The sequence below is a fragment of the Sulfitobacter sp. AS92 genome (assembly GCF_038900015.1).
In the GTDB taxonomy this organism is placed as follows: domain Bacteria; phylum Pseudomonadota; class Alphaproteobacteria; order Rhodobacterales; family Rhodobacteraceae; genus Sulfitobacter.
Genome location: NZ_JBBMQL010000008.1, coordinates 37,666 through 62,740, shown reverse-complemented (window position 1 = coordinate 62,740; position 25,075 = coordinate 37,666). Strand labels below are relative to the sequence as shown.

23 protein-coding genes are annotated in these 25,075 nt (G+C 61.8%); 11 read left to right on the top strand and 12 right to left on the bottom strand.

Translation table 11 applies throughout. The annotated features are described in order from the left end of the window. Window positions 1–20: 20 nt before the first annotated feature. From WNY61_RS14235 to WNY61_RS14225, 3 genes are read right to left on the bottom strand one after another with little or no spacing between them, the layout of a single operon-like run. Complete coding sequence (locus WNY61_RS14235) at window positions 21–1,202, bottom strand: LarC family nickel insertion protein (protein WP_342852074.1); 1,182 nt, start codon at window positions 1,200–1,202, stop codon at window positions 21–23. Continuing rightward, window positions 1,202–2,515 carry a lactate racemase domain-containing protein gene (locus tag WNY61_RS14230; RefSeq protein WP_342852073.1) on the bottom strand — a complete coding sequence of 438 codons (1,314 nt, stop codon included), beginning with the start codon at window positions 2,513–2,515 and terminating at the stop codon, window positions 1,202–1,204. The genes WNY61_RS14235 and WNY61_RS14230 overlap by 1 nt, the downstream gene beginning before the upstream one ends. A 24-nt stretch (window positions 2,516–2,539) precedes the next feature. Next, window positions 2,540–4,087: an altronate dehydratase family protein gene (locus WNY61_RS14225; protein ID WP_342852072.1), complete on the bottom strand. Its 1,548-nt coding sequence runs from the start codon at window positions 4,085–4,087 to the stop codon at window positions 2,540–2,542. An 89-nt stretch (window positions 4,088–4,176) separates the two neighbouring features. Here WNY61_RS14225 and WNY61_RS14220 point away from each other — a divergent pair, with 89 nt between their 5' ends. After that, window positions 4,177–4,953: a GntR family transcriptional regulator gene (locus WNY61_RS14220; RefSeq protein ID WP_342852071.1), complete on the top strand. Its 777-nt coding sequence runs from the start codon at window positions 4,177–4,179 to the stop codon at window positions 4,951–4,953. Window position 4,954: 1 nt separating this feature from the next. Here the strand turns inward: WNY61_RS14220 and WNY61_RS14215 are convergent, their stop codons facing one another. From WNY61_RS14215 to araD, 3 genes are read right to left on the bottom strand one after another with little or no spacing between them, the layout of a single operon-like run. Beyond that, window positions 4,955–5,665 (bottom strand): ribonuclease activity regulator RraA, encoded by a 711-nt coding sequence (locus WNY61_RS14215; protein ID WP_342852070.1) that lies wholly within the window; start codon window positions 5,663–5,665, stop codon window positions 4,955–4,957. Next, window positions 5,662–6,573, bottom strand: a complete 912-nt coding sequence (locus WNY61_RS14210; RefSeq protein ID WP_342852069.1) for a dihydrodipicolinate synthase family protein — start codon at window positions 6,571–6,573, stop codon at window positions 5,662–5,664. Before WNY61_RS14210 ends, WNY61_RS14215 begins: the two co-directional genes overlap by 4 nt. A gap of 11 nt (window positions 6,574–6,584) precedes the next feature. Next, window positions 6,585–8,327 (bottom strand): L-arabinonate dehydratase, encoded by a 1,743-nt coding sequence (gene araD, locus WNY61_RS14205; protein WP_342852068.1) that lies wholly within the window; start codon window positions 8,325–8,327, stop codon window positions 6,585–6,587. Window positions 8,328–8,459: 132 nt separating this feature from the next. Between araD and WNY61_RS14200 the strand changes: the two genes are divergently transcribed. Genes WNY61_RS14200 through WNY61_RS14190 form a run of 3 tightly spaced genes read left to right on the top strand, consistent with a single transcriptional unit; the run spans window position 8,460 to window position 11,748 of the window. After that, the gene (locus tag WNY61_RS14200; RefSeq protein ID WP_342852067.1) at window positions 8,460–9,245 is read left to right on the top strand and encodes an HpcH/HpaI aldolase/citrate lyase family protein; all 786 of its coding nucleotides are present in this window, start codon (window positions 8,460–8,462) and stop codon (window positions 9,243–9,245) included. A 2-nt stretch (window positions 9,246–9,247) separates the two neighbouring features. Continuing rightward, window positions 9,248–10,789, top strand: a complete 1,542-nt coding sequence (locus tag WNY61_RS14195; protein ID WP_342852066.1) for an aldehyde dehydrogenase (NADP(+)) — start codon at window positions 9,248–9,250, stop codon at window positions 10,787–10,789. Continuing rightward, window positions 10,786–11,748, top strand: a complete 963-nt coding sequence (locus WNY61_RS14190) for a 2-hydroxyacid dehydrogenase (protein WP_342852065.1) — start codon at window positions 10,786–10,788, stop codon at window positions 11,746–11,748. The genes WNY61_RS14195 and WNY61_RS14190 overlap by 4 nt, the downstream gene beginning before the upstream one ends. Before the next feature lie 42 nt (window positions 11,749–11,790). On the opposite strand, the gene WNY61_RS14185 is transcribed toward WNY61_RS14190, so the two are convergent. The 5 genes from WNY61_RS14185 to WNY61_RS14165 are packed head-to-tail and all read right to left on the bottom strand — an operon-like array spanning window position 11,791 to window position 15,076. Continuing rightward, window positions 11,791–12,105, bottom strand: a complete 315-nt coding sequence (locus tag WNY61_RS14185; protein ID WP_342852064.1) for an NIPSNAP family protein — start codon at window positions 12,103–12,105, stop codon at window positions 11,791–11,793. Window positions 12,106–12,130: 25 nt separating this feature from the next. After that, on the bottom strand, window positions 12,131–12,847 hold the full coding sequence (locus WNY61_RS14180; protein ID WP_342852063.1) for a FadR/GntR family transcriptional regulator: 717 nt from the start codon (window positions 12,845–12,847) through the stop codon (window positions 12,131–12,133). A 3-nt stretch (window positions 12,848–12,850) separates the two neighbouring features. Continuing rightward, window positions 12,851–13,558 carry a nickel pincer cofactor biosynthesis protein LarB gene (gene larB / locus WNY61_RS14175; RefSeq protein ID WP_342852062.1) on the bottom strand — a complete coding sequence of 236 codons (708 nt, stop codon included), beginning with the start codon at window positions 13,556–13,558 and terminating at the stop codon, window positions 12,851–12,853. After that, window positions 13,539–14,324, bottom strand: a complete 786-nt coding sequence (locus WNY61_RS14170) for an adenine nucleotide alpha hydrolase (protein ID WP_342852061.1) — start codon at window positions 14,322–14,324, stop codon at window positions 13,539–13,541. The genes larB and WNY61_RS14170 overlap by 20 nt, the downstream gene beginning before the upstream one ends. Continuing rightward, window positions 14,321–15,076 carry a FadR/GntR family transcriptional regulator gene (locus WNY61_RS14165; RefSeq protein WP_342852060.1) on the bottom strand — a complete coding sequence of 252 codons (756 nt, stop codon included), beginning with the start codon at window positions 15,074–15,076 and terminating at the stop codon, window positions 14,321–14,323. Before WNY61_RS14165 ends, WNY61_RS14170 begins: the two co-directional genes overlap by 4 nt. A gap of 254 nt (window positions 15,077–15,330) precedes the next feature. On the opposite strand from WNY61_RS14165, the gene WNY61_RS14160 reads away from it, so the two are divergent. The 4 genes from WNY61_RS14160 (at window position 15,331) to WNY61_RS14145 (ending at window position 21,496) form a co-directional block, all read left to right on the top strand. After that, window positions 15,331–16,290, top strand: a complete 960-nt coding sequence (locus WNY61_RS14160) for a TAXI family TRAP transporter solute-binding subunit (protein ID WP_342852059.1) — start codon at window positions 15,331–15,333, stop codon at window positions 16,288–16,290. A 132-nt stretch (window positions 16,291–16,422) separates the two neighbouring features. Further along, window positions 16,423–18,297 (top strand): TRAP transporter permease, encoded by a 1,875-nt coding sequence (locus tag WNY61_RS14155; protein WP_342852058.1) that lies wholly within the window; start codon window positions 16,423–16,425, stop codon window positions 18,295–18,297. Window positions 18,298–18,328: 31 nt separating this feature from the next. Continuing rightward, window positions 18,329–20,035, top strand: a complete 1,707-nt coding sequence (locus tag WNY61_RS14150) for a thiamine pyrophosphate-binding protein (RefSeq protein ID WP_342852057.1) — start codon at window positions 18,329–18,331, stop codon at window positions 20,033–20,035. Between the two features lie 12 nt (window positions 20,036–20,047). Next, window positions 20,048–21,496 carry an FAD-binding oxidoreductase gene (locus tag WNY61_RS14145; protein WP_342852056.1) on the top strand — a complete coding sequence of 483 codons (1,449 nt, stop codon included), beginning with the start codon at window positions 20,048–20,050 and terminating at the stop codon, window positions 21,494–21,496. A gap of 4 nt (window positions 21,497–21,500) precedes the next feature. Here WNY61_RS14145 and WNY61_RS14140 read toward each other — a convergent pair whose 3' ends face one another. After that, window positions 21,501–22,247, bottom strand: coding sequence for an SDR family oxidoreductase (locus WNY61_RS14140; RefSeq protein WP_342852055.1), 747 nt, complete (start codon window positions 22,245–22,247; stop codon window positions 21,501–21,503). Window positions 22,248–22,412: 165 nt separating this feature from the next. Here WNY61_RS14140 and WNY61_RS14135 point away from each other — a divergent pair, with 165 nt between their 5' ends. From WNY61_RS14135 to WNY61_RS14125, 3 genes are all read left to right on the top strand, one after another. Further along, window positions 22,413–23,024, top strand: coding sequence for a TetR/AcrR family transcriptional regulator (locus WNY61_RS14135; protein WP_342852054.1), 612 nt, complete (start codon window positions 22,413–22,415; stop codon window positions 23,022–23,024). A gap of 11 nt (window positions 23,025–23,035) precedes the next feature. Continuing rightward, a complete protein-coding gene (locus WNY61_RS14130; protein WP_342852053.1) occupies window positions 23,036–24,016 on the top strand; it encodes a zinc-binding dehydrogenase in 981 nt (326 codons plus the stop codon). Between the two features lie 261 nt (window positions 24,017–24,277). Beyond that, window positions 24,278–25,075, top strand: coding sequence for an urease accessory protein UreD (locus WNY61_RS14125; RefSeq protein WP_342852052.1), 798 nt, complete (start codon window positions 24,278–24,280; stop codon window positions 25,073–25,075).

Genomic DNA, 25,075 nt, shown 5'->3' with positions numbered 1-25,075 from the left:
GATCACTGGACGTCGGTATATTACCCTTCTACCGCGCGGGCGCGTTTTCGACGCTCATGCAAGGTGTCGACATCTGCCAGATCATCGCTCTCGACTTTGATGGTCTGATGCCCTCCCGGCCGTTGCGCGCGTTTGCGGCGCGGCTTGGCACCATCCTCACTCTCACGGGGCAGGATTAACCGATCTACCACCGACCTACGCAGACCAAGCGTTGAGGTCAGATCAAACACCCGCGCCGCGATCACTTCTGCTGCCTGCGGCGCAACCAAAAGCTCCAGACGTGTCACGGGCCGTGATTTCTTGCCCTGCCCGGCGAGTGTCAGAAGATCAACCACGCCTGCCGTCGCGCGCAGACGGTCCACGGCCGCACCCAGTTCTTCGCCGGTCATATCGTCGATGTCGCAGGCAAGTTGCACCAAGCTGTCCTGCTGTATGCCCCCTGACACCGTGTCAAAAACACTGACCCGCAAAATATTCGGCAATCCCTTCATCACCCGCGTCCCGGCCCCTGACCCGGTGCAGCGCAGCCGACCCGGTGGGCGGCGCGCCGACGGACTGCCACCGGTCACATGCGCAAGGATCGCAGCACCCGTGGGGGTTACACGTTCGCCCGGCACGCCATCGTCGTGCCAGTCGTAGCCTTGCAGGATCAGCGCGGTCGCGGGGGCAGGCACAGGTAGTTTACCATGCGCCGTTTCAACCAACCCGCCGCCAAGCGGTAGCGGCCCGAGCGACACTGTTGCCCCCGCCAGTGCCGCACAGATGCTGCCTGCGGCGGTCACATCCATCAGCGCGTCCCAGTCGGCGATCTCATGAAAATGCACCCGGTCGATGGGGATGTCATGCACCTGTGCTTCGGCCTCTGCGATCCGGTGCAGAATGGCGCAGGCGGACTTTGCCGTGCCGTCTGACAGCGGCGCGTTTTCCAGCAACTCGCGCATGGCGCGGTAGGTCGTCTCTGCCCCATGCCGGGTTCCTGCGTCGGGAGCTGTCAGCACCAATTTAAACTGCCGCGCGGTGATGCCCGAGGCAACGTGTTCGGTCAGTTCCGCATGGCCCACCTCGGCAGGCAATACGGCGGCCACATCGGTCAGCACACGCTCAGCTAAATCGGGGAAAGCATGCAGCATCGCCGCGATGAACATATCGCCCGCCGCGCCGCCCACCGGGTCGAGGTGCAGATGAAGCCCTTGGCCTAACATCAATGCCCCTCCGGCCAAGGATTGCGCAGCAGGCCTGCGTCAAACTGCATCTCTTGCACATCACCGACCACCTCTACCCCCGGACGGTCGCGCAGTTCCGGCAGCATCGCCTCGGAGGCATAGAGATACTCAAGTTTCAGCGTATTGGGGATGCGCAGCAGCCGGACCTTGGTGATATCCTCGGCCCCGCAGGTCTTGACCGCCGTTTGAATCGCCGTGCGGTCGCAGGGCATGACCATGGGGATCTTCGACTGTTTCAACACCTGCGAGGTGATGGCATTGGCGTATACCGCCTCTCGGTCGAAATCCTGCTCCAACCGCTGCGTGATCACATCCGCCCGCGCCGCGCCATTGCCGTTGCCGTTGCTGAGCGGCGAGAGGCCAAGCGCCACCAGCCGCGAGATATGCAGGTGGACCTGCATCTTCTCACTCGAGAACCGATGGGTAATATTCGGATCCATCCCGGTGCCGGAAAACTCCTTGCCGATCTCATCGACCACCAGCACATCCAGATCGCCCGAAGCCGAAGGCGCATCCAGCGGCCCCAGCGGCAGACGGGGCATGTTGCGCATCGCCTCTTGCAGATAGGGCGCTTCGGCCTCCAACATCCCGTCACTGTCGAGTGCCACGACCTGCGAGAGCCCATCGTATGCATTCTCAATCGTGCCGATGCCGAAAAGCACCTTGCAGCGCTCCAACTTCATCCGCGCCATTTTGGCGACAAAGATGCCGACGTTATCAATGCCGCGCGAATGGCAGGTCTCGGCCCCCGATTGCTTGCCCAACCCGATCGAGAGCATCTTGGCCAGCCCGCTTTCGTTCGGCGCGCGGAAGGAAGTATGCGGCTTGATCCGATTGAACAGGATGATCCCATCGGCGGCATTGGCGTGGCGGTCCATCCGCACCGACATGCCGTTGTCGAGCACGCCGATCTCATCGGTCTCCATCGACGAGCGGATTTCGCAGCCAAGGCTTTCCTCGGTCACGCCCAGTTTCGCCAGCAACGCGGTCTGCCCCTCTGCCGTGGCGCCCCCGTGGCTGCCCATGGCGGGCACGACGAAGGGATGCGCCCCGCGCGCGCGGACCTCGGCCACGATGGCGGCCAGCAGTTCCGGCAGGTTCGCCAGCCCGCGGCTGCCTGCGGTGATGGCGATGGACATGCCCGGTTTGATCCTACCTGCGCAATCGGCCTGCATCGCCTCTGCCACGGCGGCGCGCGGGTCGTCGATGCGGGTCGCGGCAAAGGTCTGACGGCAGAGCGCCATGCGCGGCAGCGGCGTATCCTCGACCAGTTTTACATAGTTCGGTTTCATCTGCGCTCTCCCCTTCGACATCTGTTACCCCGTGACCCCAATCGGCCAAGGCGCGAATTCCTCTTCGCCCACGCCAAGCGCTTCGGATTTGCTCTGCTCGCCCGAGGCGATGGCGAGGATACGCTCGAAGATCGCTTGACCCAATTCCTCTAGGCTCTGCTCGCCGTCGATGACCGTGCCGCAGTTGATGTCCATATCGTCCCGCATCTTGGTAAACATCGGCGTGTTGGAGGCGAGTTTGATCGTTGGCGAGGGATAGGAGCCAAAGCAAGACCCGCGCCCGGTGGTAAAGCAGATCAGGTTCGCACCCCCCGCGATCTGCCCGGTGGCCGAGACGGGATCGAAGCCGGGCGTATCCATGAAGACCAGCCCCTTTTGCGTCACGGGTTCGGCATAACGGTAGACTTCCATCAACCCAGTGCTGCCGCTTTTCTTGGCCCCGCCGAGCGATTTTTCCAGCACATTCGCCAGACCGCCCGCCTGATTGCCGGGGCTGACCACGCCGTTGATTTGCGTGTCGCGGCCCGTAGTATGCTCCAGCCACCAGTCCATGCGTTCGACCAGTTTGCGGCCCACCTCTTCGCTGCGCGCGCGCCGGGTCAGCAGGTGTTCGACGCCGAAAATCTCCGGCGTTTCCGACAGGATCGCCGTGCCGCCGTTGCGCACCAGAATATCCGCCGCCACCCCAAGGCCGGGGTTGGCCGACAGACCTGAGAGCCCGTCCGACCCGCCGCATTGCATGCCGATGGTGATGTGTTCCGCCGAACAGGGTTCGCGCCGCACGGCATTGGCTTGATCCAACATCTCGCGCACCGCGTCCTTACCCTTGGCAATCGCGCGGGCCGTACCACCGACGTGCTGCATGGTAATGGTGCGCAGCATCTTGCCCTCGGCCAGCCCTTCCTCCTCAAAGAACTGCGCCAGATTGTTGCGCTCGCAACCCAGTGACAGGACCACGGCCCCGGCAAGGTTTGGGTGGCGGATATAGCCCGACAACGTGCGGCGCAGCAGGTCCATCGGCTCGCCCGTCAGTTCCATCCCGCAGCCGGATTCATGGATGAAGGGGATCACACCGTCGACGTTCTCCCATGCCTCTATCCGCTCTTCGTCGAAGTAGTTGGCGATCTTACGCGCCACGGTGGCGGAGCAATTCACGGTCACGAAAAGCCCGATGTAGTTCCGGGTGCCAACGCGGCCATTCGCGCGGCGGATGCCCATGAACTGGGCGCGCTCTTCGGGGGGGAGCAGGTCGGTCGGCGTATAGTCGCGGGCAAAGGCATAATCTTTGTCGACCGCGTCGAACTTGATGTTGTGGCTGTGCAGCCAGTCCCCCGCGGCGATATCCTCTGCCGCATAGCCGATGACTGTGTCGAATTTCAGGATCGGGGCACCGCGTTGGATCGGGCGGATCGCAATCTTGTGACCTTGGGGCGTATCGTGGTTGGCACGCAGCCCGTCTTGCGGCAATACCGCGCCTTGGGGCACCGCCGAGGTCGCCACGACCACGTTATCGGTCGGTGACAGCAGCATCACCTTTGCGCGTCTGTCCTCTTGCATGGTCTGGCTGTCCATTGGATGCTCCCCCCAGGGTGTCGAAAAAACCGCTTCGGTAAGATGTCATTAACTGATATATTAGATTGAATAGCTATGGAAGAGCCCACATGACCTCATCGAACAGATCCGCGGCACAGAGCGCACAGACCCTCGCCAAAAGCATTTTGGGCGGCGGGGCTGACTTGGGTCTGTTTGAGGGCGGCCCCACCGGGCGCGGGGTCTATGCCACGCTGCGTGATCAGATTGTCCGGCTCGAGCTGCCGCCCGGCACCCCGCTTTTGCGCGCGGAATTGGCCGAGACTCATGGGGTCAGCCTGACCCCCCTGCGCGATGCGCTGCAACAGCTTGCCAAAGAGGGGCTGGTCAAGATCTACCCGCAGTCGCGCACTTTGGTGACGCCGATCGACATGTCCGCGATCCGGGAAGCGCAGTTCATGCGCATCGCGCTAGAGACCGAAGTCGTACGCCGTTTGGCGGCCCACATCGCGCCCGAAGCCCTCACCCGCCTGCGCAGCATCGTCGCCCTGCAAAGCAGTATCTCGGACCAGCCCGGCGATGTGCCCACCTTTCAGGAGCTGGACGAAGTATTCCACCAGACCCTCTTTGTGGCGGCGGGCCATGTGCAAAGCCAGCGCATCATGCGCAGCCACGCGGGCCATTTGGAGCGTCTGCGCCGCCTGCATCTGGACGACATCGACGAGGCGGGGCGCATTCTGAACAACAAGGATGTGATTGGGGGCCACAGCCGGATCCTTGACGGGATTGAGGCGGGTGATGCGCCCGCCGCGATGGAGGCGCTGCGCCAACACCTGCAACGCACCGTTGACCGGATGACCGAGAAACGGGCGGCTTTCCCGGAGTATTTCACCCCGGAAAAGCCCTGACTCAGCGGTTGTTGGCCTTGCGCCATTCCGCGAATTTATCGAGGTTTTCTTGCTTGGTGCCCGGATAAAGCCCGATGATCCCCGCGCCGCCTTTGACCTCTTCGACGACGAAATCCTCATAGGCGGTCATCTCTACCGCCTCATCCGCCACCTCTTCGGCGATATCTGCCGGGATGATGATCACGCAGTCGTCGTCGCCCACCACGATATCACCGGGAAAAACCGGCGCATCGCCGCAGCCGACGGGGCAGTTGATCTCAATCGCCTCATGCAGGGTCAGGTTCGTGGGGCTTGAAGGCCGCGCGTGGTAGGCGGGCATCTCCAGCGCGCCAATGCTCGCCGCATCGCGCAGCCCACCATCGGTCACCACCCCTGCCGCGCCGCGCATCATCAGTCGGGTGATCAAGATATCCCCAGCACTCGCGGCGCGCGCGTCTTTGCGGCTGTCCATCACCAGCACATGACCCTCGGGGCAGGTCTCAATCGCGACGCGCTGCGGGTGCTCGGGGTTGCGGAATTCGACCAACTGGTTGCGGTCTTCGCGCGCGGGCATATAGCGCAGGGTAAAGGCGGGACCGACCATATTGCGCCCCTTGGCCGCGACCGGGCCGACCCCCTGCACCACCTGATTGCGCAGCCCGCGCTTGTAGAGCGCCGTGGCCAGCGTCGCGACCGAGACTGCTTGAAGTTTCTCGCGTAGTTCGGGGCTCATGTCGCCTCTCCCTTCAGTTGATTGTCTTTCACGAATTGCTCCAGCACTGCCTGCTGCTTCTCCGTCAGGGGCCATGCAGAGGGCGGCCGCGTGGCGCCGCAGTCCTGTCCGATGGCCATCAGCGCCGCTTTGACGCCGGTGACATTGGTGCCGTTCTGCTCTTCGGCCCGGATGTCTTCAAAGGCGCGCATCCCTGCGATCAAGCGGTTCGCTTCCTCATAGTCGCCCGCGTCGAGTGCCGCGTGAATGGCGACAGACCGCTCGGGCCAGACGTTGATAAGGCCCGAGGTAAAGCCCCGCGCCCCCACAGCATAAAGCGGAGGCGCCCAAACCTCGGCCAAACCGCCAACCCAAACGATATCATCCGGCGCCGCCTCAATCGCGCGGGCAAGGTTCAAAGGGTTCGGCGTGGCCCATTTGACCCCCTTCACCCCCTCGACCTCGCAAAGCCGCGCGATGCCCTCAGGCCCCATCGCATCATTGCGCAGGTACAGCATCACCGGCAGCCCACCCGAGGCATCGCGCACCGCGCGCACATAATCGACCGTGCCACGGGGGGAGACGAAGGGATCAGGCGGTTGGTGGATCATCAGCGCATCCGCGCCCGCCTCGGCACTCGCCTTGGCCAGCGCACAAGCATCCCGAATGCCGCGCCCGACGCCTGCCAGTAGCGGCGCGCGCCCGTCGACCATCTGCGCCACCTCGCGCACCATGGTGCAGGCCTCATCATTGGTCAGCGCGTAATATTCGCCGGTGTTGCCGTTCACCACCGGGATATGCACCCCGGCGGCGAGCGCGCGGTCGATAATCGGGACCAGCTTGCGCGGCGCAATCTCTCCAGCATCGTCATAGGGTGTGACAAGGATGCCCGAGATGCCGGTGAGCGCTTTAGATAGATCATGTGTCATGGACATACCCCTCAGAAAATATCCGGCTCGCCCGCCGCTTGCCCGAAGGCCGCGGTGAGATAGTCAAAGTCACAGCCCTGATCGGCCTGCCCCACATGGCGCTGGAACATATAGCCCCATCCCCGCTCAAACCGCGGCTCCGGCGCTTGCCACGCGGCGCGGCGGGCGGCGAGTTCGTCCTCATCCACCAGCATGTCGAGGGTTCGCGCCTCAAGATCCATGCGCACGATGTCTCCTGTCTTCAGCAGCGCCAGTGGCCCACCGACGAAAGATTCAGGCGCGACATGGAGGATGCAAGCGCCGTAAGACGTGCCCGACATCCGCGCATCCGAGATCCGCAGCATGTCCCGGTGCCCCTGTTTCAACAGCGCTTTCGGCATCGGCAACATGCCCCATTCGGGCATCCCCGGCCCGCCCTGCGGCCCCGCGTTGCGCAGCACCAGCACATGGTCCGGCGTCACGTCGAGGTTCTCGTCATCAATTGCGGCCTTCATCTCGGGGTAGCTGTCAAAGACCAGTGCCGGGCCTTCATGGCGGTGGAACTTCGGATCGCAAGCCGCCGGTTTGATAACCGCGCCATTGGGGCAAAGATTGCCCTTGAGCACGGCAAGCGAGCCTTCCTTATAGACCGGGTTCGAAAGGGGCCGGATCACGTCGTCATTATAGACAGGCGCGCCCGCGATCCCTTCTTCCAAGGGTTTGCCGGTGCAGGTGATCGCCGCACGGTCCAGCTTATCCCCCAGTTGATCCATCAGCGCCCGCAACCCGCCTGCGAAGTAGAAATCTTCCATCAGGTATTCGCTGCTGCCGAGGGGACGAATGTTGGCGATGAGCGGTGTGGTGCGGCCCAGAGCATCCAGATCGTTCAGCTCCAGCGCCACGCCTGCGCGGCGTGCCATCGCAAGCAGGTGCACCACCGCATTCGTCGAACAGCCCGTCGCCATCGCCACCGTCGCCGCGTTTTGCACAGCTGCCGGGGTGATAATTTTGTCAGGCGTCAGGTCCTCCCAAACCATATCAACGATGCGCCGCCCGCAAGAGGCGCTCATCCGTTTGTGGCCCGCGTCCGCTGCGGGGATCGAGGTCGCCCCCGGCAGCGTCAGCCCCATCGCCTCCGCAATCGCGGTCATGGTCGAAGCCGTGCCCATTGTCATGCAATGACCGTAAGACCGCGCAATGCCGCCCTCGACGCCGACCCATTCCTCGGCCGAAATCGTGCCCGCGCGGCGCTCATCCCAGAACTTCCACGCATCGGAGCCAGAGCCAAGCGCCCGCCCCGCGTAATTCCCGCGCAGCATCGGCCCTGCGGGCAGGAAGATAAACGGCACGCCTGCGCTGATCGCGCCCATGGTCAGACCGGGGGTGGACTTATCACAGCCGCCCATCAGCACCACCCCGTCGAGCGGATGCGAGCGGATCGTCTCTTCCGTCTCCATCGCGATCATGTTGCGATAGAGCATCGAAGTCGGCTTGGTGAAACTCTCGTCGATTGAGATCGTCGGGATCTCCAATCCCAGCCCCCCGGCCTGCGCGATTCCCTTTTTCACGTCCTCCGCGCGGTCGCGGAAATGAAGGTGGCAGGGGTTCATCTCGGACCAAGTGTTCAGGATGCCGATCACCGGGCGGCCCTCCCAATCTTCGGGGCCCAGACCCATCTGCATCATCCGCGACCGATGCCCAAAGCTGCGCAGATCGTCGGGGGCAAACCAGCGCGCGCTACGCAGCTGATCGGCGGTTTTCTTGGTCTCGGTCATGGAATCCTCGCCAGCTAAAACATCATCGCAAAACGGGTGGAAATCACATCTTGCTCGAACTGATATATTACCGTATCACCCCAATTGTCGATACCGTTTGAGAGGCGCGTTGCGAAAATGTCGGGAAAAACATTGAAACAAACGCTCCAGCCCGGCAGCCGTCTGTCGGGGTTTTGGCTCTCGCTCTGCTCTCCTACGGTGACGGAAATCGCCGCGGGCAGCGGGATCGATTGGCTCTTGCTGGACATGGAACATGCGCCGAATGACCTAAGCCAGATCACCGACCACCTGCGCGCCGCAGGCAGTGCCAATCCCGATGCGCAGATGGTGGTACGGATGCCCTCATCCGACCAGACGATGACAAAACGGCTCCTGGATATCGGCGTGCGCAATCTGATGTTCCCGATGATCCAAAACGCCGAAGACGCCCGCCGCGCCGTGTCATGGACCCGCTACCCCCCCGAAGGACTGCGCGGCATCTCGGCCACGATCCGCGCCAATAATTATGCGCGGCAGACGGATTACCTGACCACATATACCGACGCTCAATGCGTCATCGTACAGGTCGAAACCCCCGAAGCGGTTGACCAGATCCCCGCCATCGCCGCCGTGCCCGGCGTGGATGCGATCTTTATCGGGCCGGGGGATATGTCCTCGGCGATGGGCCATACCGGCAACCCGATGCACCCCGATGTCCAAGACAAGATCCGCGACGCGGTCGATGCCATTCACGCCGCCGGGCTGCCTGCGGGCATCCTTGGCTATGGCGCCGATCTGGCGCGCCGCTACTTTGACAGCGGTATCGAATTCGTCGCCATCGCGGGCGACGCTTGGCTGCTCACGCGGCAGATGGATGCGCTGGTGCAAACCATGGCGCAGCCCTCCCCCACTTTGACACAGCAAACCGACAAGGATTGATCATGAGCGCTGACAGCAAGAAATTTCACCCCCACGGCAAGCACTTGATCGCAGGCGAATGGGTCGGCGGCGGGGAAACCTTCGCCAATTCCCCCGCCACCGGCGACAGCAACCAATTCCAAAGCGGCACCCCCGCCCACGTGAACCAAGCCTGCGAAGCCGCCGAGGACGCCTTTTGGTCCTACGCCTATTCCAGCCGCGAAAGCCGCGCGGATTTCCTTGACGCCATCGCGGATGAGATGGAGGCCCGCGCCGAGATCATCACAGAAGTTGGCACGCGCGAATCCGGCCTCCCCACTGCACGCCTTCAAGGTGAGCGCGGACGCACCATGGGGCAGCTTCGCCTCTTTGCCGATCACATCCGCAAAGGCGCCCATCTGGACCGTCGCGTTGACGGCGCAATGCCCGAGCGCCAGCCGATTCCCCGCCCCGACATTCGCATGATCCAACGCCCCATCGGCCCGGTCGCAGTGTTTGGCGCGTCGAACTTCCCGCTGGCGTTCTCCACCGCGGGCGGTGACACCGCCGCGGCGCTGGCGGCGGGCTGCCCGGTCGTCGTCAAAGGCCATTCCGCCCACCCCGGCACAGGTGAAATTGTCGCCGAAGCGATCCATGCCGCGATCCAGAAATGCGGCATCCATCCCGGTGTTTTTTCCCTCATCCATGCCAACAGCCGTGAGGTGGGCCAGACGCTGGTGCAGCACCCGCTAATCAAGGCCGTGGGCTTTACCGGCTCCCTCGGCGGTGGCCGCGCGCTGTTTGATCTCTGCGCGCAACGCCCCGAGCCGATCCCGTTCTTTGGCGAGTTGGGCTCGGTGAACCCGATGTTCGTTCTGGCCGAGGCCACCCGAAACCGGGGCGCGGAAATCGGCGCAGGCTGGGCCGGGTCGCTGACCATGGGCGCGGGGCAGTTCTGCACCAACCCCGGCATCGCGGTCGTGGCCAAGGGTGCCGAGGGCGATGCCTTTGTCGCCGCCGCGAAAGAGGCGCTGGAGCAGGTCGGCCCACAAGTCATGTTGACCGATGGTATCGCCAAGGCCTACCGCGACGGTAAGGAACGTTTCACCGGGCGCAACGCGGTGCGCGCGCTGGTGAGCACTGACAGCGAGGGGCGCAGCGCCCAGCCGAACCTCTTTGAAACCGATGCCGATACCTACCTACAAGACCACGCACTTGGCGAAGAGGTTTTCGGCCCCTTGGGTCTGGTGCTGCGGGTATCTTCGGGTGATGAGATGCAAGAACTCGCCAAGGGTTTTGAGGGCCAGTTAACCGCGACGATCCAGATGGACGATGGCGATACCGACGCGGCCAAAGCGCTGATGCCTATTCTTGAACGCAAGGCGGGCCGGGTGCTGGTGAACGGCTTCCCCACCGGGGTCGAGGTTTGTGACGCCATGGTGCACGGTGGCCCCTACCCGGCCTCCACAAACTTCGGCGCGACATCCGTGGGCACGATGGCGATCCGCCGCTTCCTGCGTCCGGTTTCCTACCAGAACCTGCCTGAGGCGCTGCTACCCGAAGACCTGCGCGGGGCTCTGGCATGAGCGGCGCAGTGATCGGCCCCGTCGCCGTGCTCGACGCGATGCCACAGGATATGCAGGATAAGGTGCGCGGCTATGCCGAAGGGCTGGACCTGCGCTTTGCGGCGTCCTATTCCGAAGAGGATTTTGCCGAGACGGTGAAGGGCGCGGCCTATATCGTTCCCCGCGGACGCGGCCTTCCGGCCTCGGTGCTGCGCGGGGCCGATAGTGTGCGTCTCGTCCACCAATGGGGCACGGGCTATGACAAGATCCCGGTGGATGTGGCCAAGGAAATGGGCGTGACCGTGGCGCGCAGTCCGGGCGTTAATGCCCCCACCATTGCGGATCTCACCATCGGCATGATGATCGCCGCCCTGCGCCGCATTCCGCTGCACTATAACAACACCCGCGCGGGCAAGTGGATCGTGCCGGAGATCGTCCCCGGCGCGCGGGACCTCAGCAGTCAAAAGGTCGGGCTGATCGGCTTTGGTGCCATCGGGCAGCTTGTGGCGAAAAGGCTGACGGGTTTTGACTGCGAGGTGCTTTATTACCGCCGCTCAGGGGAGGCCGAGGGCACCGCCGCGCGCTATGCCGAGCGGGACGAAATCTTAGAAACCTGCGATATCGTCAGCCTACATATGCCGCTGACCGAGGCATCGCACCACACCATCGGCGCGGCGGAACTAGCACGGATGAAATCGGACGCCCTGCTGGTCAACACCGGACGCGGCGGGCTGATTGATGAGGCGGCTTTGATCGACACGCTCACCCATAAACGCATCGCAGGAGCGGCCTTGGATGTGTTTACTGAAGAGCCTGTCGAGCCGGACAACCCCCTTCTGCGGCTCGATAACGTCCTGCCTCTGCCGCATATCGGTGGCCATAGCGAGGATAACCTCAAACGTATGGTCGGCCATTGGGCAAGCAACATCCGCGCCTTCCACGAAGGGCGCGGGATCGACGAAAGCTGTATCGTCACCTAAACCACGCCTCCGGCCTGAACCCTCAAGCCGGAGGCGTACCGCTTAACCTTCGAGCGGTACGGGCATGAGGATCTTATTGGTCTGGCTCACCAAATACCCCGCCTCTGCGCTCTTCTTCAGATAAGCCTGCCATTCAGGATCCGCCGCCATCTGCGCGCGGCGCGCAGCGCGGTCGGCGGCATCCTCATAGACCCAGATATGCACGAATGAATTCACGTCGCCCGTTTCAACCTGTGCATATATCACTGGCGTGCCAAGGATGCGTTTTTGCACCGGAAATCCAAACTCAGCATAAAGCGCGAGATGTTTCTTGATCGTACCGGGGCGGCAGCAATAGGTACGGTGGTCGTAAATCATAAAATGGCCTTTCGGGCTGTTAGCTTTATGCAATTCCGGCGTGGTCGGTGATCCGGGTCCGCGCCTGCAAAAGGTGATAGGCCATCGACACACCCGCGACTTCGCTGTCACCTGCGCGGATCGCTTCGAGTATTTGGCGATGCTCATCGATCACCACATCGATCCGCGCTTGGGAGCCTTCGCGGGTCAGCTTTTGCGCGACGTCGATCCCTTGCTCAATGGACTCCCGCGCGCAATCGAGCATCCGAATGAAGACCTCATTGCCCGAAGCCGCCGCAATGGCGCGGTGGAACTGGTAATCTGCGTCAAAGGACGGGGTGCGCGCTTGCATCGACGCCTCTAGCGTCTGCAACGCCGCCTCAATCCGTGCGATGTCTTTCGGGTTGGCCCTCTGTGCGGCCATGCGGGCGGTCGCTTTTTCAACCGTGATCCGCGCCTCCATTGCCCGCATCAGACCGGCGACAGACCCGGCCGTCGCATATTCAATTAGCTTTTCCGAAGGCCGCCGCCGCACAAAAGTGCCGACGCCGCGCCGTGCCTCGACCAAACCATCTTCTTGCAACTTGCGCAGCGCTTCGCGCACCACGGGGCGGGACACGCCGAATGCCGTGGCAATCTGGTTTTCCGAAGGCAGCTTTTCGCCCTGCACCAGCTTGTTCGACACGATCTGCTCTAGCACCTGCCCGTATAGCTGATCGGCCAGTGTCTGGCGTTTCTTGATCTTCAGTTTCGGCGCTGTCACCGGTCACTCCCCCGCCGCGGCGCGGCGCATCATATTGGCCAGCCGCAAGGCCGAAGTCGCAGCCCCATAGCCGTTGTCGATATTCACCACCGTCACCCCCGGCGCACAGCTGGCGAGTATCGAATCGAGCGCGACCCTCCCGCCGCGGGCCACACCATAGCCCACGGAGGTCGGCACACCAATCACCACCCCCGGCACAAGCCCGGCCACGACCGACGGCAGGGCCGCGTCCATCCCGGCAAAGACAATCACGACATCCATTTCACGCAGCATTTCTTCCCGCGCGAGCAGCCGCCACAGCCCGGCCACGCCTACATCCGACACTTCGGTCGCGTCCATGCCGCCATAGGCCAGCGTGCGCCGCGCTTCGGCCATGGGCGCGTAATCAGAGGTGCCTGCACTGACGAGGGCGATGCGGGGATCGCGGGCCAAGGGCCCGATCTCTCCTAGAATGGCGGTGCGCGAGGCGGTGCAGTAATCGACCGATTGGGCCAGATTGTCCGGCAAGCCGTCAAACTGTTCTGCCGTCAGCCGGGTCAGCAAAAGCCTGCGCCCCTCGGCCGCCGCGTCGCCGATGATCGCGGCGATTTGCGGCACCGACTTATGCTCGCAAAGCACGGCTTCTTCGATGCCGATGCGCCCCCCGCGCCCCCGGTCAAAGGTCACGTCTGGATGCCCGCCGGGGCCTCTCTCATTGATGGACAAATGCACTTCCTCTTGAATAGGGCCGCAGGTCAACCGCGCGCCCGTCATCTGTTTCCTGCCGGACCTGCGCTAAAACCATCGCACGCTGAGAGGCAGTAAGACCGTCGTGCGCAAGCTGGTCGACCTCAACCACCCAGCCCCCGCGCAACAGGCGGCAACGCAGGGTGATATTGCCCAACTCCCCGCGCAGTAACGTCTCGACCCGATCGATCACCGCCAAGTCCGCAGGCTCCACCCGCAGGCCGGTCTCGATCCGGCTGGCCAAACAAGGAGCCGCTGGCAATTCCGCCAGTTCCCCCAGCCCGAGCACCCGCGCCAGCGCGCGCACATCTGCTTTTGACATCTGCGCATCGACAAAAGGATGCAGCACGCCATGCTCTGCCGCCGCCTGCAAACCGGGGCGGTAGTCTGTCAGATCATCGGTATTGGTGCCCGCCGCCACCAGCGGCCCCATGCGTGCCAATGTGCCGTAAAGGTTCGTCTTGCAGAAATAACAGCGGTTCACCGGGTTGGCGCGGTAGGACGGATCGGCAAATTCGCCCGCATCCACCAGCCTAAGCGGCGCACCCCAAGCGGCTGCGAATTCTTTTACCCGTGCCGTTGCCGCTGAGGGAACCGCTGCCGACACCGCATGGCAAAGCGTGACTCCCGCCGCTCCCCGCACTTTGGCTGCCGCGGCAGAAAGGGTCAGGCTGTCAATCCCACCGCTCAATGCAATCGTAAGAGACGCAGGCCTGGCAAGTGCATCATGAAGTGCTGCAGGTATCGTCATTCGCCCAACCCGTCTTCTGTCTTGAGCTGCGCCAAGAGACGCGCGCTCGACATCTGTAGGTGGTCTCGCATCCGCTGACGGGCATTTTCCGCATCGCCTTGGGCGATGGAAGTTGCGATGTCATAATGCTCCTGAATGGCATCCCGGCTTTCGCCTCCGCGTTTGAGCGCTTGAAGCCGCCCGGCCAGCATCGTCTCCCGCAGACTGGCGACAAGATAGTTAAACAGACTTAGATAATAACTGTTCCCGGTGGCCTCACAGACCGCGCGGTGAAAGGCGAGGTCGGCACTGACCCCGCTTGCAACGGCAGGACCGCCAATCTTGTTGCTTCGGTCGTAGTCCGCGGCGGCGCGCTGGATTTCATTACGGGCCTCCGGCGTCGCGCGGGCGGCAGCGATGGCTGCGGCCTCAATCTCTAGACCCATGCGCAATTCTAGAATTTGCTCAAGTTTGCGTTGGCTTTCCACATCCTGCTCAGGAATCGCAAACCCTTGTCGAGGCCGATCACTGGCAACAAACGCGCCGCGACCTTGCCGACTTGAAAGCATCCCCTCCGCTTTGAGACGTGATACCGCTTCACGGATTACCGTACGGCTAACGTCAAAGTCACTCGCCAAAGTGGTTTCGGACGGCAGCACATCGCCCACGCTCCAGACACCATTCACAACGTTATGCCGAAGCACCTCGGTCACTTGGTCGCTGAGCGTGGCACCATCGACCAGGGGCGCTGTCGCCTGAAGATTTCCTGCCATGATAACAACTTCCTTTCACCGATTGGACCACCTGTATGACAAGCTGTCAATAACGAGGAGATAGGGCCGTTTGAACCATTACAAGCAGAATACAACATTACAAGTAAGAGGAAATATGCCTTGATTTGTATTTTTAATTGACAGGCTTGCGATTCCCCCCCAGTCTGCAGACCTACGGCATGAGGGTATCAGGGGGGAGCCCGGAACCCATCCAGTTACTGCCGAAACACAGTTAAAACTCGGGAGGAGTTTCTATGTCACCTATGTTCAAATCGTTACGCCGCACCACTGCGGCCACCATCCTTTTCGCCGTCGCAGGCGTTGCCGCACATGCGCAAAGCTTTGTTATGGCGACTGGCCAGCAGGGCGGTTCTTGGTATCCAGTGGGCGGCGCGATCAAGGCGATCGTCGAGCGCGAAAACCCCGGCATGGACATCACTGTGACCCCGGGTGCTGGCGTGTCGAATGTGGTGGGTGTAGACGCGGGCCGTTTCGGCATCGCATTCGCCAACTCGATCTCGACCGTGGACAGCCTCACCGGCAAGGAGCCATTCCGCAAGGCGACCAGCAATGTCTGCAACCTAGGCATTCTCTATCCGCAGTATTTCCAGATCGTCGCGCTTGAAGATTCCGGCATCAAAACCATCGCCGACATGAAGGGCAAGCGCCTGACAACTCAGCAGCTCGGCAACACCGGCGAGTTCTTGACGCGCGAGCTTTTGTCGACGGCCGACATGACGTTCGATGATCTGGATAGCGTGGCCAACACCTCCTACTCCGACTCTGCCTCGCAGATGAAAGACGGTCAGGCCGATTTCTTCACGCTGGGTTCGTCCCTGCCAACCGGTTCGGTTATGGACCTCGCCTCTTCGCGCAAAATCCGCCTGATTGATGTCGACGAAGAGACCTTCGCCTACTTTAAGGATCAGAACGCCGCTTTCCAGCGTCGCGAAGTCAAAGCCGGCGCCTACCCCGGTTTTGATGAGACCGTACACGCCATCAGCTACGACACCCATATGGTCGCACCTTGCGACTACGACGGTGAGATCATTAAATCCGTGCTTGGGGCAATTGCCGACAACAACGACAGCTTTGCCGCGATCAGCAAATCCATGGCGGACCTGACGGTTGAGGAAATGGCCACCGACATCGGCGTGCCCTTCCACCCCGCCGCGAAAGAGTTCTACGCCGAGCGTGGCGTCTCGGGGATGTAATCTACCCTTGACGGAAAACGGGTCGGCCGGGGCAGCACGCTCCGCCCGACCCAATCCCATACTGGGCCCCGCCGCGCGCGCTAAGCGCAGCTGTGCTTCCGGCCACCTTCCACTCTAGACGCGAGAACCCCCATGCAACTGTCAATCTTACTGGACAAGATGCCCCTGATTACCCGTATAGCAAGGCTGATCCTGGTCGGTATGGCTGTGTGGCATCTCTACGTCGCCTTCGTTGGCCCGCCCAACCCTTATATCATGCGGGGCGTGCACGTCGCGCTCGCGCTTTTGCTGATTTTCCTGACCGTCGACCGCAAAGGTCTGCGCAACGATGTGCCGAGTTGGTATGACGTGGTGATCGGTCTGGTCGCGGCGAGTGCTGCACTCTACCCGTCCTTCAACCTCAATTACATCACGCAGCGGTTCCTCTACGTCGATCCGTTGATGCCGATGGACATCGTGGTGGGGATCACCCTTGTGGTTCTGCTGCTTGAGGCAACCCGACGGATGCTTGGGCCGATGTTGCCGATCACCGCCCTTCTATTCCTCGGCTACGGTCTGGCCTTCACCTCGACCCTCCCCTCGGTGATCCTTGAGCAGCTGTTCATGACCCCCGAAGGCATCTTCGGCATCCCAATTGCGGTATCGGCGACTTATATGGTGCTGTTCATCCTGTTTGGCTCGTTGGTTGAGCGGATGGGCGTGGGCCAACTCTTCATGGATTTCGCCGTGGCCCTCACCGGGCGTCAGGTTGGCGGCCCGGCAAAAGTGGCTTGCGTGACCTCGGGTCTTTTCGGCTCGGTCTCCGGCTCTGCCGTGGCCAACGTAATGACCACCGGCACCTTCTCCATCCCGCTGATGAAACGCATGGGCTTTAAGCCCGCATTCGCGGGCGCGGTTGAAGCCGTGGCCTCAACTGGCGGTCAGATCATGCCGCCGGTCATGGGGGCTGCGGCCTTTGTCATGGCGGAATACCTCGGCGTGGGATATCTGACAGTTGCGAAATACGCGCTGGCTCCGGCCATTCTGTTCTATGTCGCGCTCTTTGCTGCGGTCCATTTCGAGGCCAAGCGCAAAGGCATTGGTTCGGTCCCCAAAGAAGACCAAATTCCGCTCAAGATTGTCTTGCTCGAACGCGGCCACCTGTTTTTGCCTCTAGTGACCATCGTCGGTGTACTGATGATGGGCTACTCGGCCCCCTATGCGGCGCTTTGCGGGATCATCTCGGTTGTGCCGGTGGCGGCCATGCGCAAAACGACGCGCCATTACGTCACCGTCGACAACATCCTTGATGCTCTCGAAGGCGGGGCACGCAACGTACTGGCTATTGCTGCGGCCTGTGCCTGTGCGGGCATCGTGGTTGGCGTAATCGACATTACCGGCCTTGGCCTCACCTTCTCGAACTTTGTGATCGAAGCGGCGCAAGACACGCTGGTTATCGCGTTGTTCCTGTCGATGATCGCGGGCATCATCCTTGGTATGGGGATGCCGACAACACCCGCCTATATCGTGCAGGTCGCCCTGCTGGTTCCGGCGCTGGTGAAACTGGGCGTTCAGGTCGAAGCGGCGCACCTCTTCGTGTTCTACTTCGCGATCCTGTCGGCCATCACACCCCCCGTCGCCATGGCGGTCTATGCGGCCAACACCCTGTCGCATGCCAAGATCGTTGAGGCGAGCTGGGCTGCGGTGAAACTCGGTGCGACCGGCTTTATCGTGCCCTTCATGTTCGTCTATGAACCGGCGATCCTGATGCAAGGCTCGGTCACCCAGATCACACTGGTCCTGTTGCAGGCCACCACCGGGGTCATCCTGCTGGCGGCCGCATTGCAACGCTACTACTTTGGGAGGCTGTCCAACGTGTTGTCGGTGGTGCTTTTCGGTGCGTCGCTGCTGCTGATCTACCCTGATCTACGGCTCACCGCCTCGGGGCTTGTCATCGCGGGCATTATTCTGGTCTTCCAAAGGTCCAGAAACCCCAATCCGAAAAGCCAACCGGCGACCCATACTTAAATCTTAGAACGAACGAAACGGAGCCTTCTCCATGCTGCAAAAAACTTCCCTCAAGGCGCGGACCGGCGGACAGGTCCTTGTGGATCAACTGCTGATCCACGGTGCCGACACCGCCTATTGCGTGCCGGGCGAAAGCTATCTTGAGGTGCTGGATGCGCTGCATGATGTGCAGGACAAGTTCAGCCTTATCAACGCAAGGCACGAGGCCGGGGCCGCCAATATGGCCGAGACCTATGGAAAGCTCACCGGCAAGCCCGGCATCTGCATGGTCACCCGTGGCCCCGGCGCCTGCCACGCGGCAATCGGTGTGCATATCGCGCAACAAGACAGCACGCCGATGATCCTGCTGGTGGGGCAGATCGCCCGCGACACGACTGACCGTGAAGCGTTCCAGGAAGTCGACTACCGCGCCATGTTCGGCCCGATCGCCAAATGGGCCACCCAAATCGACGACCCGGCGCGCGTGCCGGAATACATGGCCCGCGCCTTCCGCGTGGCGACCTCGGGCCGTCCCGGTCCGGTGGTGATCTCCCTGCCCGAAGACATGCTGACCGAGGTGGTCTCGGTCGCCGATGCGCGGCCCTATACGGCCACTCATGCAGGGCTGTCTCCCGATGACCTTGATATGCTCAAAACCGAAATTGCGCAGGCCGAGCGGCCTTTGCTCCTGCTCGGCGGCTCGGGCTGGTCGGATGAAAGTGCCGCGGCCATCACCCGCTTTGCCGAGGCCAACAAAATTCCGGTCACCACCTCGTTCCGGCGTCAGGACATCGTGAACAACCTCTCGCCCGTCTTTGCTGGCGATTTCGGCACCTCCACCGCGCCCAGCCTTTACGCGCATCAGCGTGAGGCGGACCTCCTCGTGGTGATCGGTGCGCGACTGGGAGAAATGACGACCAAAACCTACACCACCATGCAATCGCCCAACCCTGACACGCGGCTAGTCCATGTCTATCCCGACGCGGATGAAATCGGGCGCGTCTATTCGCCGGATCTGGGGATTGCCGCCGCACCTGTCTCTGTCGCTGCTGCATTGGACGGTGTCGATCTGGGCCGCGCTGAGGCATGGGACGTATGGTGCGAAAAGCTGCACGCCGATTACCTCACCGATACCGAAGCGCCCAATGGCAGGGACTGGGAACTCGACATGGGGGTCGCACTTGCGCAGCTGCGCGATGAGCTGCCGGACGATGTGGTGGTCACGCTTGATGCGGGCAACCACACCGGCTGGGCGCAGCGCTTTTTACGCTTTGGCCGTCCAGGGCGAATTGTCGGTTCGACCTGTGGTGCGATGGGGTATTCCGTGCCCGCCGCTGTTGCCGCGTCGATTGCCGAGCCCGAACGGCTGACGCTCTCCTTCGTTGGTGATGGCGGTTTTATGATGAGCGGCAACGAACTGGCCACCGCCGCGCAATATGGCGGGCGGCCCATCGTGCTGCTGTTCAACAACGGCATCTACGGCACGATCCGCATGCACCAAGAACGCGACCACCCCGAACGGATCTCGGGCACTACGCTGCAGAACCAAGATTTCGTCAAAATGGCCGAAGGGCTCGGTGCCCATGCCGAACGAGTGACCAAAACAGAGGATTTCGCCGCCGCCTTCACACGTGCCTGCGAGAGTGGCCGCCCCGCACTGATCGAACTGGTGACCGACCCTGAGCAAATCTCGACCCGGACCACCATCAGCAAACTGCGCGAGGCCGCGCGCAAAAAGGCCGAAGCCGACCAGCGTTGAAGGATTGACCCAATGACCACTCTGACCGCGCCGCGCGACCTGCCTCAAACAGATGCGCGCGACCATAGCGCTCTGCTTGACGACCTACGCCAAGCCATCGGTGCCACATATGTCGTGACCAACGCGAAAGACTTTGACGCCCGGCTTATCGAAGACCGCGGAATGCGGCGCGGCACGGCGCTGGCCTTGCTGCGCCCAGGTTCAACCGAGGAGGTCGCCACCTGCATGCGCCTGTGCCACGCAGCACAGGTGCCGGTGACCCCGCAGGGTGGCAACACCGGACTTGCAGGCGGCGGCGTGCCGGATGGTGGGGTAATCCTGACGACTGAGCGTTTGAACCAAATTCGCCAAGTCGACCCAACCAATGCGACTATGACGGTCGAAGCGGGCTGCATTCTGGCGAACATTCAAGCCGCTGCTGATGGGGTCGATGCGCTATTCCCGCTGTCTTTAGCTTCCGAAGGCTCCTGCCAAATCGGCGGCAACCTGTCGACCAACGCGGGCGGAACGGCGGTGCTGCGTTACGGCAATACCCGCGATCTGGTTCTGGGTGTCGAAGTGGTGCTGCCCGATGGCCGTGTGCTGAACGACCTTAACGGCTTGCGGAAAAACAACACTGGGTTTGATCTTAAGCACCTTTTTATCGGGGCCGAAGGCACGCTTGGGATCATCACTGCGGCAGTCATCAAACTCTTCCCCAAACCGACCGCCCGCGCCACGACATTGGTGGCCTGCACCGGTCCCGAGCCTGCGCTTGCTCTCTACGCCCGGATGCGTGGGCAAGCTGCTGATACACTCTCTACTTTTGAGTATATCGACCGGCTTGGCCTGCAAATGGTGATCGACCACGCGCCGGGGTGTAGTGATCCACTGGCAGAGGCGCATCCCGCTTATTGTCTGATCGAACTCACTGGCAATGGCGCGCAGGCGGACCTCGATACGCGGCTCGAAAACGCGTTGGAAGTAGCGTTTGAGGCGGAAGAGATCGTCGACGCGGTGATCGGCGCATCTGAGGCGCAAAAGGACGCGCTTTGGGCCCTGCGGGAAAACCTCTCAGAAGCGCAGAAGCCTGAGGGCGCGTCGATCAAACATGACGTATCTGTCCCGGTCTCCCGCGTGGCCGATTTCATTCACGAGGCGACCCAAGCCTGCATGGATCACATGCCCGGCCTGCGGCCCTGCCCCTTTGGCCATTTCGGCGACGGGAACTTGCATTTCAATCTGTCACGCCCCGTGGATATGGCAGATGCCGATTTTCTGGCGGAATACGGAGCCTTCAACCGCATCGTGCATGATATCGTGCATCAAATGGGCGGTTCTTTTTCGGCGGAACACGGCATCGGCACCTTCAAACGCGCTGAGCTGCGCCGCTATAAAGATCCGGTTGCGCTGGAGTTGATGGAGCAGATTAAGGCAACACTTGACCCGGGCCACTTAATGAACCCGGGCAAAATACTTTAACCGCCTACCCGCGTCCGGCGAAGGGCATCTTGGTGGCCATAACGGTGACGAACATCGCGTTTGCATCCGGTGACAGTTTCGCCATGTAAGACAGCGTCGCTGCAACGTCGTTCACATCCATGCGCGGCTCTGACATCCGGCTGCCGTTGGGCTGCAAGATGCCCGCTTTCATACGCTCTGTCATCTCACTCGCCGCATTGCCGATGTCGATCTGTCCGCAAGCAATGTCATGCGATCGACCATCAAGTGATAACGCGCGGGTAAGTCCGGTGATCGCATGTTTTGTGGCCGTATAAGGGACGGATAAGGGCCGCGGAACATGCGCGCTGATCGAGCCGTTGTTAATAATCCGCCCGCCTTTTGGTTCTTGCCGTTTCATCAGCGCAAAGGCCGCACGGGCGCAAAGGAACGACCCGGTTAGGTTAGTGGCCACGATGTCATTCCAATCCGCAACGCTCAGCGCGTCCAACTCTACCGCAGGGCCGTTGCGCCCGGCATTGTTGAATAGAAGGTCCAACCGCCCGAAGGTGGTTTCAATCTTTTCAAACAGCGCGGCAACATCCGCCTCGACACCCACATCGGCGGCGACGGCCAGATGCTCCTCTCCCGCAAGCGTTGCGCGTGCCTCGTCAATCTTGTCTTGCCGCCGCCCGGTCAGAACCACGGTGAAACCGTCTCGCGCGAGTTGCTGCGCACAGGCCAAGCCAACGCCGCTGCCGGCACCCGTGATCAAAGCAATTTTCTGGTCCATCGCACTATTCCATTCATAAGGGCATTGTCAAAAATCTAATATATTTGATTCGCAGAGGATAGGTTTTTCCACGGGTCTTTTACCAATGCCCCTGTCCAAAACCCATCGCCTCACGTTTACGAGAGGGCGCTAGACGACCGGTCTATTACTGAATAGATACCCCCTATGATTAAGACAAAGAAATCAGACCAAACGCGGCAACGCATCTTGGACACCGGACGTAGCCTCGTGCTGCGGCACGGGTTCTCGGGCGTTGGCCTATCGCGTATCCTGAGCGAGAGCGGCGTGCCCAAGGGTTCTTTCTACTATTATTTTGCATCGAAAGAGGCCTTCGGCACGGCGATGCTTGCCGACTATGTAGAGGGTTACCTTACCCGTGTTGACGCGCTCATAGCAGGGCCGGGCCAAGCGGGTGATAAGCTTGATAGTTTCTGGGACGCATGGCTGAGCCAATCCAGCGCGCCGGGGATCGCCAGCGCCTGTCTGGTGGTCAAACTTGGGTCCGAAGTCGCTGATCTGTCGGACCCGATGCGCGATACGCTGGATCAAGGTGTTGACGCTTTGGTAAACCGTATCGCGCAATTGTTGCGGCACGGTGCGCAAGATGGCTCCGTGCGCGCGCTGGACGATCCTGAAACCACCGCCCGTATGCTCTATGCCAAATGGCTAGGTGCTGCGGTGCTCGCCAAACTAGCCCGTAGCGACGCGCCTTTGCGCATGGCCCGGGCCGAAACCTCTGCCCAACTCTCCCCCACCCGGGACCAACTCCCAACCTGAAAGGAAACAGCATGTTTGCTGCCATCCACGACACCTTCGGCGAACCCGCCGATGTTCTGACCACCCGCGAAACCGACACGCCCGCGCCCGCCGCTGGCGAAGCGTTGATCCGCATGGTGCTGTCGCCCATCCACAACCACGATCTTTGGACCGTGCGCGGCAACTATGGCTACAAGCCCGAACTGCCCGGTGCTGTTTGCGGGTCTGAAGCGCTCGGCATTGTTGAAGCCGTCGGTGAAGGCGTTGATGATTCGCTGATCGGCAAACGCGTCACGGCGGCTGGCTTCCACGGTGCATGGGCCGAATATTTCACCGCCCCCGCCGCAGGTCTGCTGCCCCTGCCCGAAGCAATCTCGGACGAGGCGGGCGCGCAGCTGATCGCCATGCCATTCAGCGCCCTGTCACTGCTGGAGACACTGAAAGTCGGCGAAGGCGACTGGCTGATTCAGACCGCTGCCAATGGTGCAGTGGGCAAGATTATGGTCGGTTTGGCCAAAGCGCGGGGCGTCAAATTGCTGAACCTTGTGCGCCGCGACGGAGCCGCCGAAGAACTGCGCGAGACGGGTGCGGAAAACGTCCTTTCCACCGATGACGCGGATTGGCAGAGCAAAGCGCGTGAGCTGATCGGCAAAGCTGGTGCAGTGTCGGCAATCGACTCTGTCGGCGGCGAGCTAGGCGGTCAGTTGGTTGAGCTTTTGGGCAAAGATGGCGAGCTGATCGTTTTCGGCACGGCAACTGGCCAACCGCTCACCATGTCCTCTGGCGAGCTGATCATGAAGCACATCACCGTCAAAGGCTTCTGGGGGTCGCGGGTCAGCGGCGAGATGGCACCTGAGACTCGCGTTCGTTTGATCGGCGAACTGGTGCAACTGGCGGCCAAGGGTCAGCTTCCGCTCGACACCGGCGGCATCTACCCGCTGGCAGAGGTGACCGAAGCGATGAAAGCCGCGGTGACCACAGGCCGTGGCGGGAAGGTTATGCTGCGTCCCTGATCGGCATCTAATTCCTGCAGCGGCCCTTAGAATGGGGCCGCTGCAGTCAGGCAATTCTAGATTCTCGCGACGCCTAAAAATAAGACGCGTCCAGAAATTTCCGCCCCATATTTGGGCAAAACCCGCTGTCAGGCGCCCATTTGATGCCTCAGCGATGGCTCTTACCCATCTCTATGGTGATTAAAAAATCATCGGAATTTTGTGGGTGGAGCCGTCACCATTCTCCTTGAGACTAGCATAAACAGCCCGAGCGCGATCCCGGTGCAGCCGCGCGCTATCGGCGCTGCAATGGTTTCGGCCAAAGCGGCGCGGGGTCGCTCGACGCTCGGTGACCTGCGCCAATCTGGTGCGATGAAATTGCTTTTCCCCCGTCCCGACGGAGCCGCGCTTCAAGTGATTGCTATCAATACCGCTGGTGGTCTCACGGGTGGCGATGCTTTCACCCTTACCGCTTGCGCCGAAGAAGGCGCGGCACTCAGTCTCACCACACAGGCCGCCGAGCGGGCCTATCGGGCACAGCCGGGGGAAGTGGCCTCGGTGCAAAACACCATCTCAGCGAGACCCGGAGCAACGCTGCATTGGCTGCCTCAGGAAACGATCCTTTATGAGAGATGCGCGCTGCGGCGGAGCCTTTCGGTGGACCTTGCCGACGATGCGTCACTTCTGCTGGTAGAGCCGCTGGTTTTTGGCCGCGCGGCCATGGGCGAAGCGCTACGCCACGCGAATTTCCGCGATACGATCAGGATCTGCCGTGCAGGCCGACCGCTTTTTTTAGACGCCATGACGCTGCGCGGCGATGTGACTACCCATCTGGCCGCGCCGCATGTCGCCGCAGGCGCCGGCGCGCTGGCGACGTTGATCTATGTCGCCCCCGACGCCGAAGCGCGGCTTGCGCCCCTGCGTGCGCAGTTGCCCAAAAGCGGTGGCGCCAGTCTGATCGGCCCTGACCTGCTTGTCGCGCGCATTCTTGCGCCGGATAGTTTCGATCTTCGCCAATCGCTCGTCCCGGTCCTACGCGAGTTGAGTGGTGACACCCTTCCCCGATCATGGATGACCTGA

Bases quoted from the DNA above. Each gene is read 5' to 3' on its own strand.
- WNY61_RS14235 (WP_342852074.1), bottom strand. From the start codon at position 1,202: ATGTTAGGCCAAGGGCTTCATCTGCACCTCGACCCGGTGGGCGGCGCG.
- WNY61_RS14230 (WP_342852073.1), bottom strand. From the start codon at position 2,515: ATGAAACCGAACTATGTAAAACTGGTCGAGGATACGCCGCTGCCGCGC.
- WNY61_RS14225 (WP_342852072.1), bottom strand. From the start codon at position 4,087: ATGGACAGCCAGACCATGCAAGAGGACAGACGCGCAAAGGTGATGCTG.
- WNY61_RS14220 (WP_342852071.1), top strand. From the start codon at position 4,177: ATGACCTCATCGAACAGATCCGCGGCACAGAGCGCACAGACCCTCGCC.
- WNY61_RS14215 (WP_342852070.1), bottom strand. From the start codon at position 5,665: ATGAGCCCCGAACTACGCGAGAAACTTCAAGCAGTCTCGGTCGCGACG.
- WNY61_RS14210 (WP_342852069.1), bottom strand. From the start codon at position 6,573: ATGACACATGATCTATCTAAAGCGCTCACCGGCATCTCGGGCATCCTT.
- araD (WP_342852068.1), bottom strand. From the start codon at position 8,327: ATGACCGAGACCAAGAAAACCGCCGATCAGCTGCGTAGCGCGCGCTGG.
- WNY61_RS14195 (WP_342852066.1), top strand. From the start codon at position 9,248: ATGAGCGCTGACAGCAAGAAATTTCACCCCCACGGCAAGCACTTGATC.
- WNY61_RS14190 (WP_342852065.1), top strand. From the start codon at position 10,786: ATGAGCGGCGCAGTGATCGGCCCCGTCGCCGTGCTCGACGCGATGCCA.
- WNY61_RS14185 (WP_342852064.1), bottom strand. From the start codon at position 12,105: ATGATTTACGACCACCGTACCTATTGCTGCCGCCCCGGTACGATCAAG.
- WNY61_RS14170 (WP_342852061.1), bottom strand. From the start codon at position 14,324: ATGACGATACCTGCAGCACTTCATGATGCACTTGCCAGGCCTGCGTCT.
- WNY61_RS14165 (WP_342852060.1), bottom strand. From the start codon at position 15,076: ATGGCAGGAAATCTTCAGGCGACAGCGCCCCTGGTCGATGGTGCCACG.
- WNY61_RS14160 (WP_342852059.1), top strand. From the start codon at position 15,331: ATGTCACCTATGTTCAAATCGTTACGCCGCACCACTGCGGCCACCATC.
- WNY61_RS14155 (WP_342852058.1), top strand. From the start codon at position 16,423: ATGCAACTGTCAATCTTACTGGACAAGATGCCCCTGATTACCCGTATA.
- WNY61_RS14150 (WP_342852057.1), top strand. From the start codon at position 18,329: ATGCTGCAAAAAACTTCCCTCAAGGCGCGGACCGGCGGACAGGTCCTT.
- WNY61_RS14145 (WP_342852056.1), top strand. From the start codon at position 20,048: ATGACCACTCTGACCGCGCCGCGCGACCTGCCTCAAACAGATGCGCGC.
- WNY61_RS14140 (WP_342852055.1), bottom strand. From the start codon at position 22,247: ATGGACCAGAAAATTGCTTTGATCACGGGTGCCGGCAGCGGCGTTGGC.
- WNY61_RS14135 (WP_342852054.1), top strand. From the start codon at position 22,413: ATGATTAAGACAAAGAAATCAGACCAAACGCGGCAACGCATCTTGGAC.
- WNY61_RS14130 (WP_342852053.1), top strand. From the start codon at position 23,036: ATGTTTGCTGCCATCCACGACACCTTCGGCGAACCCGCCGATGTTCTG.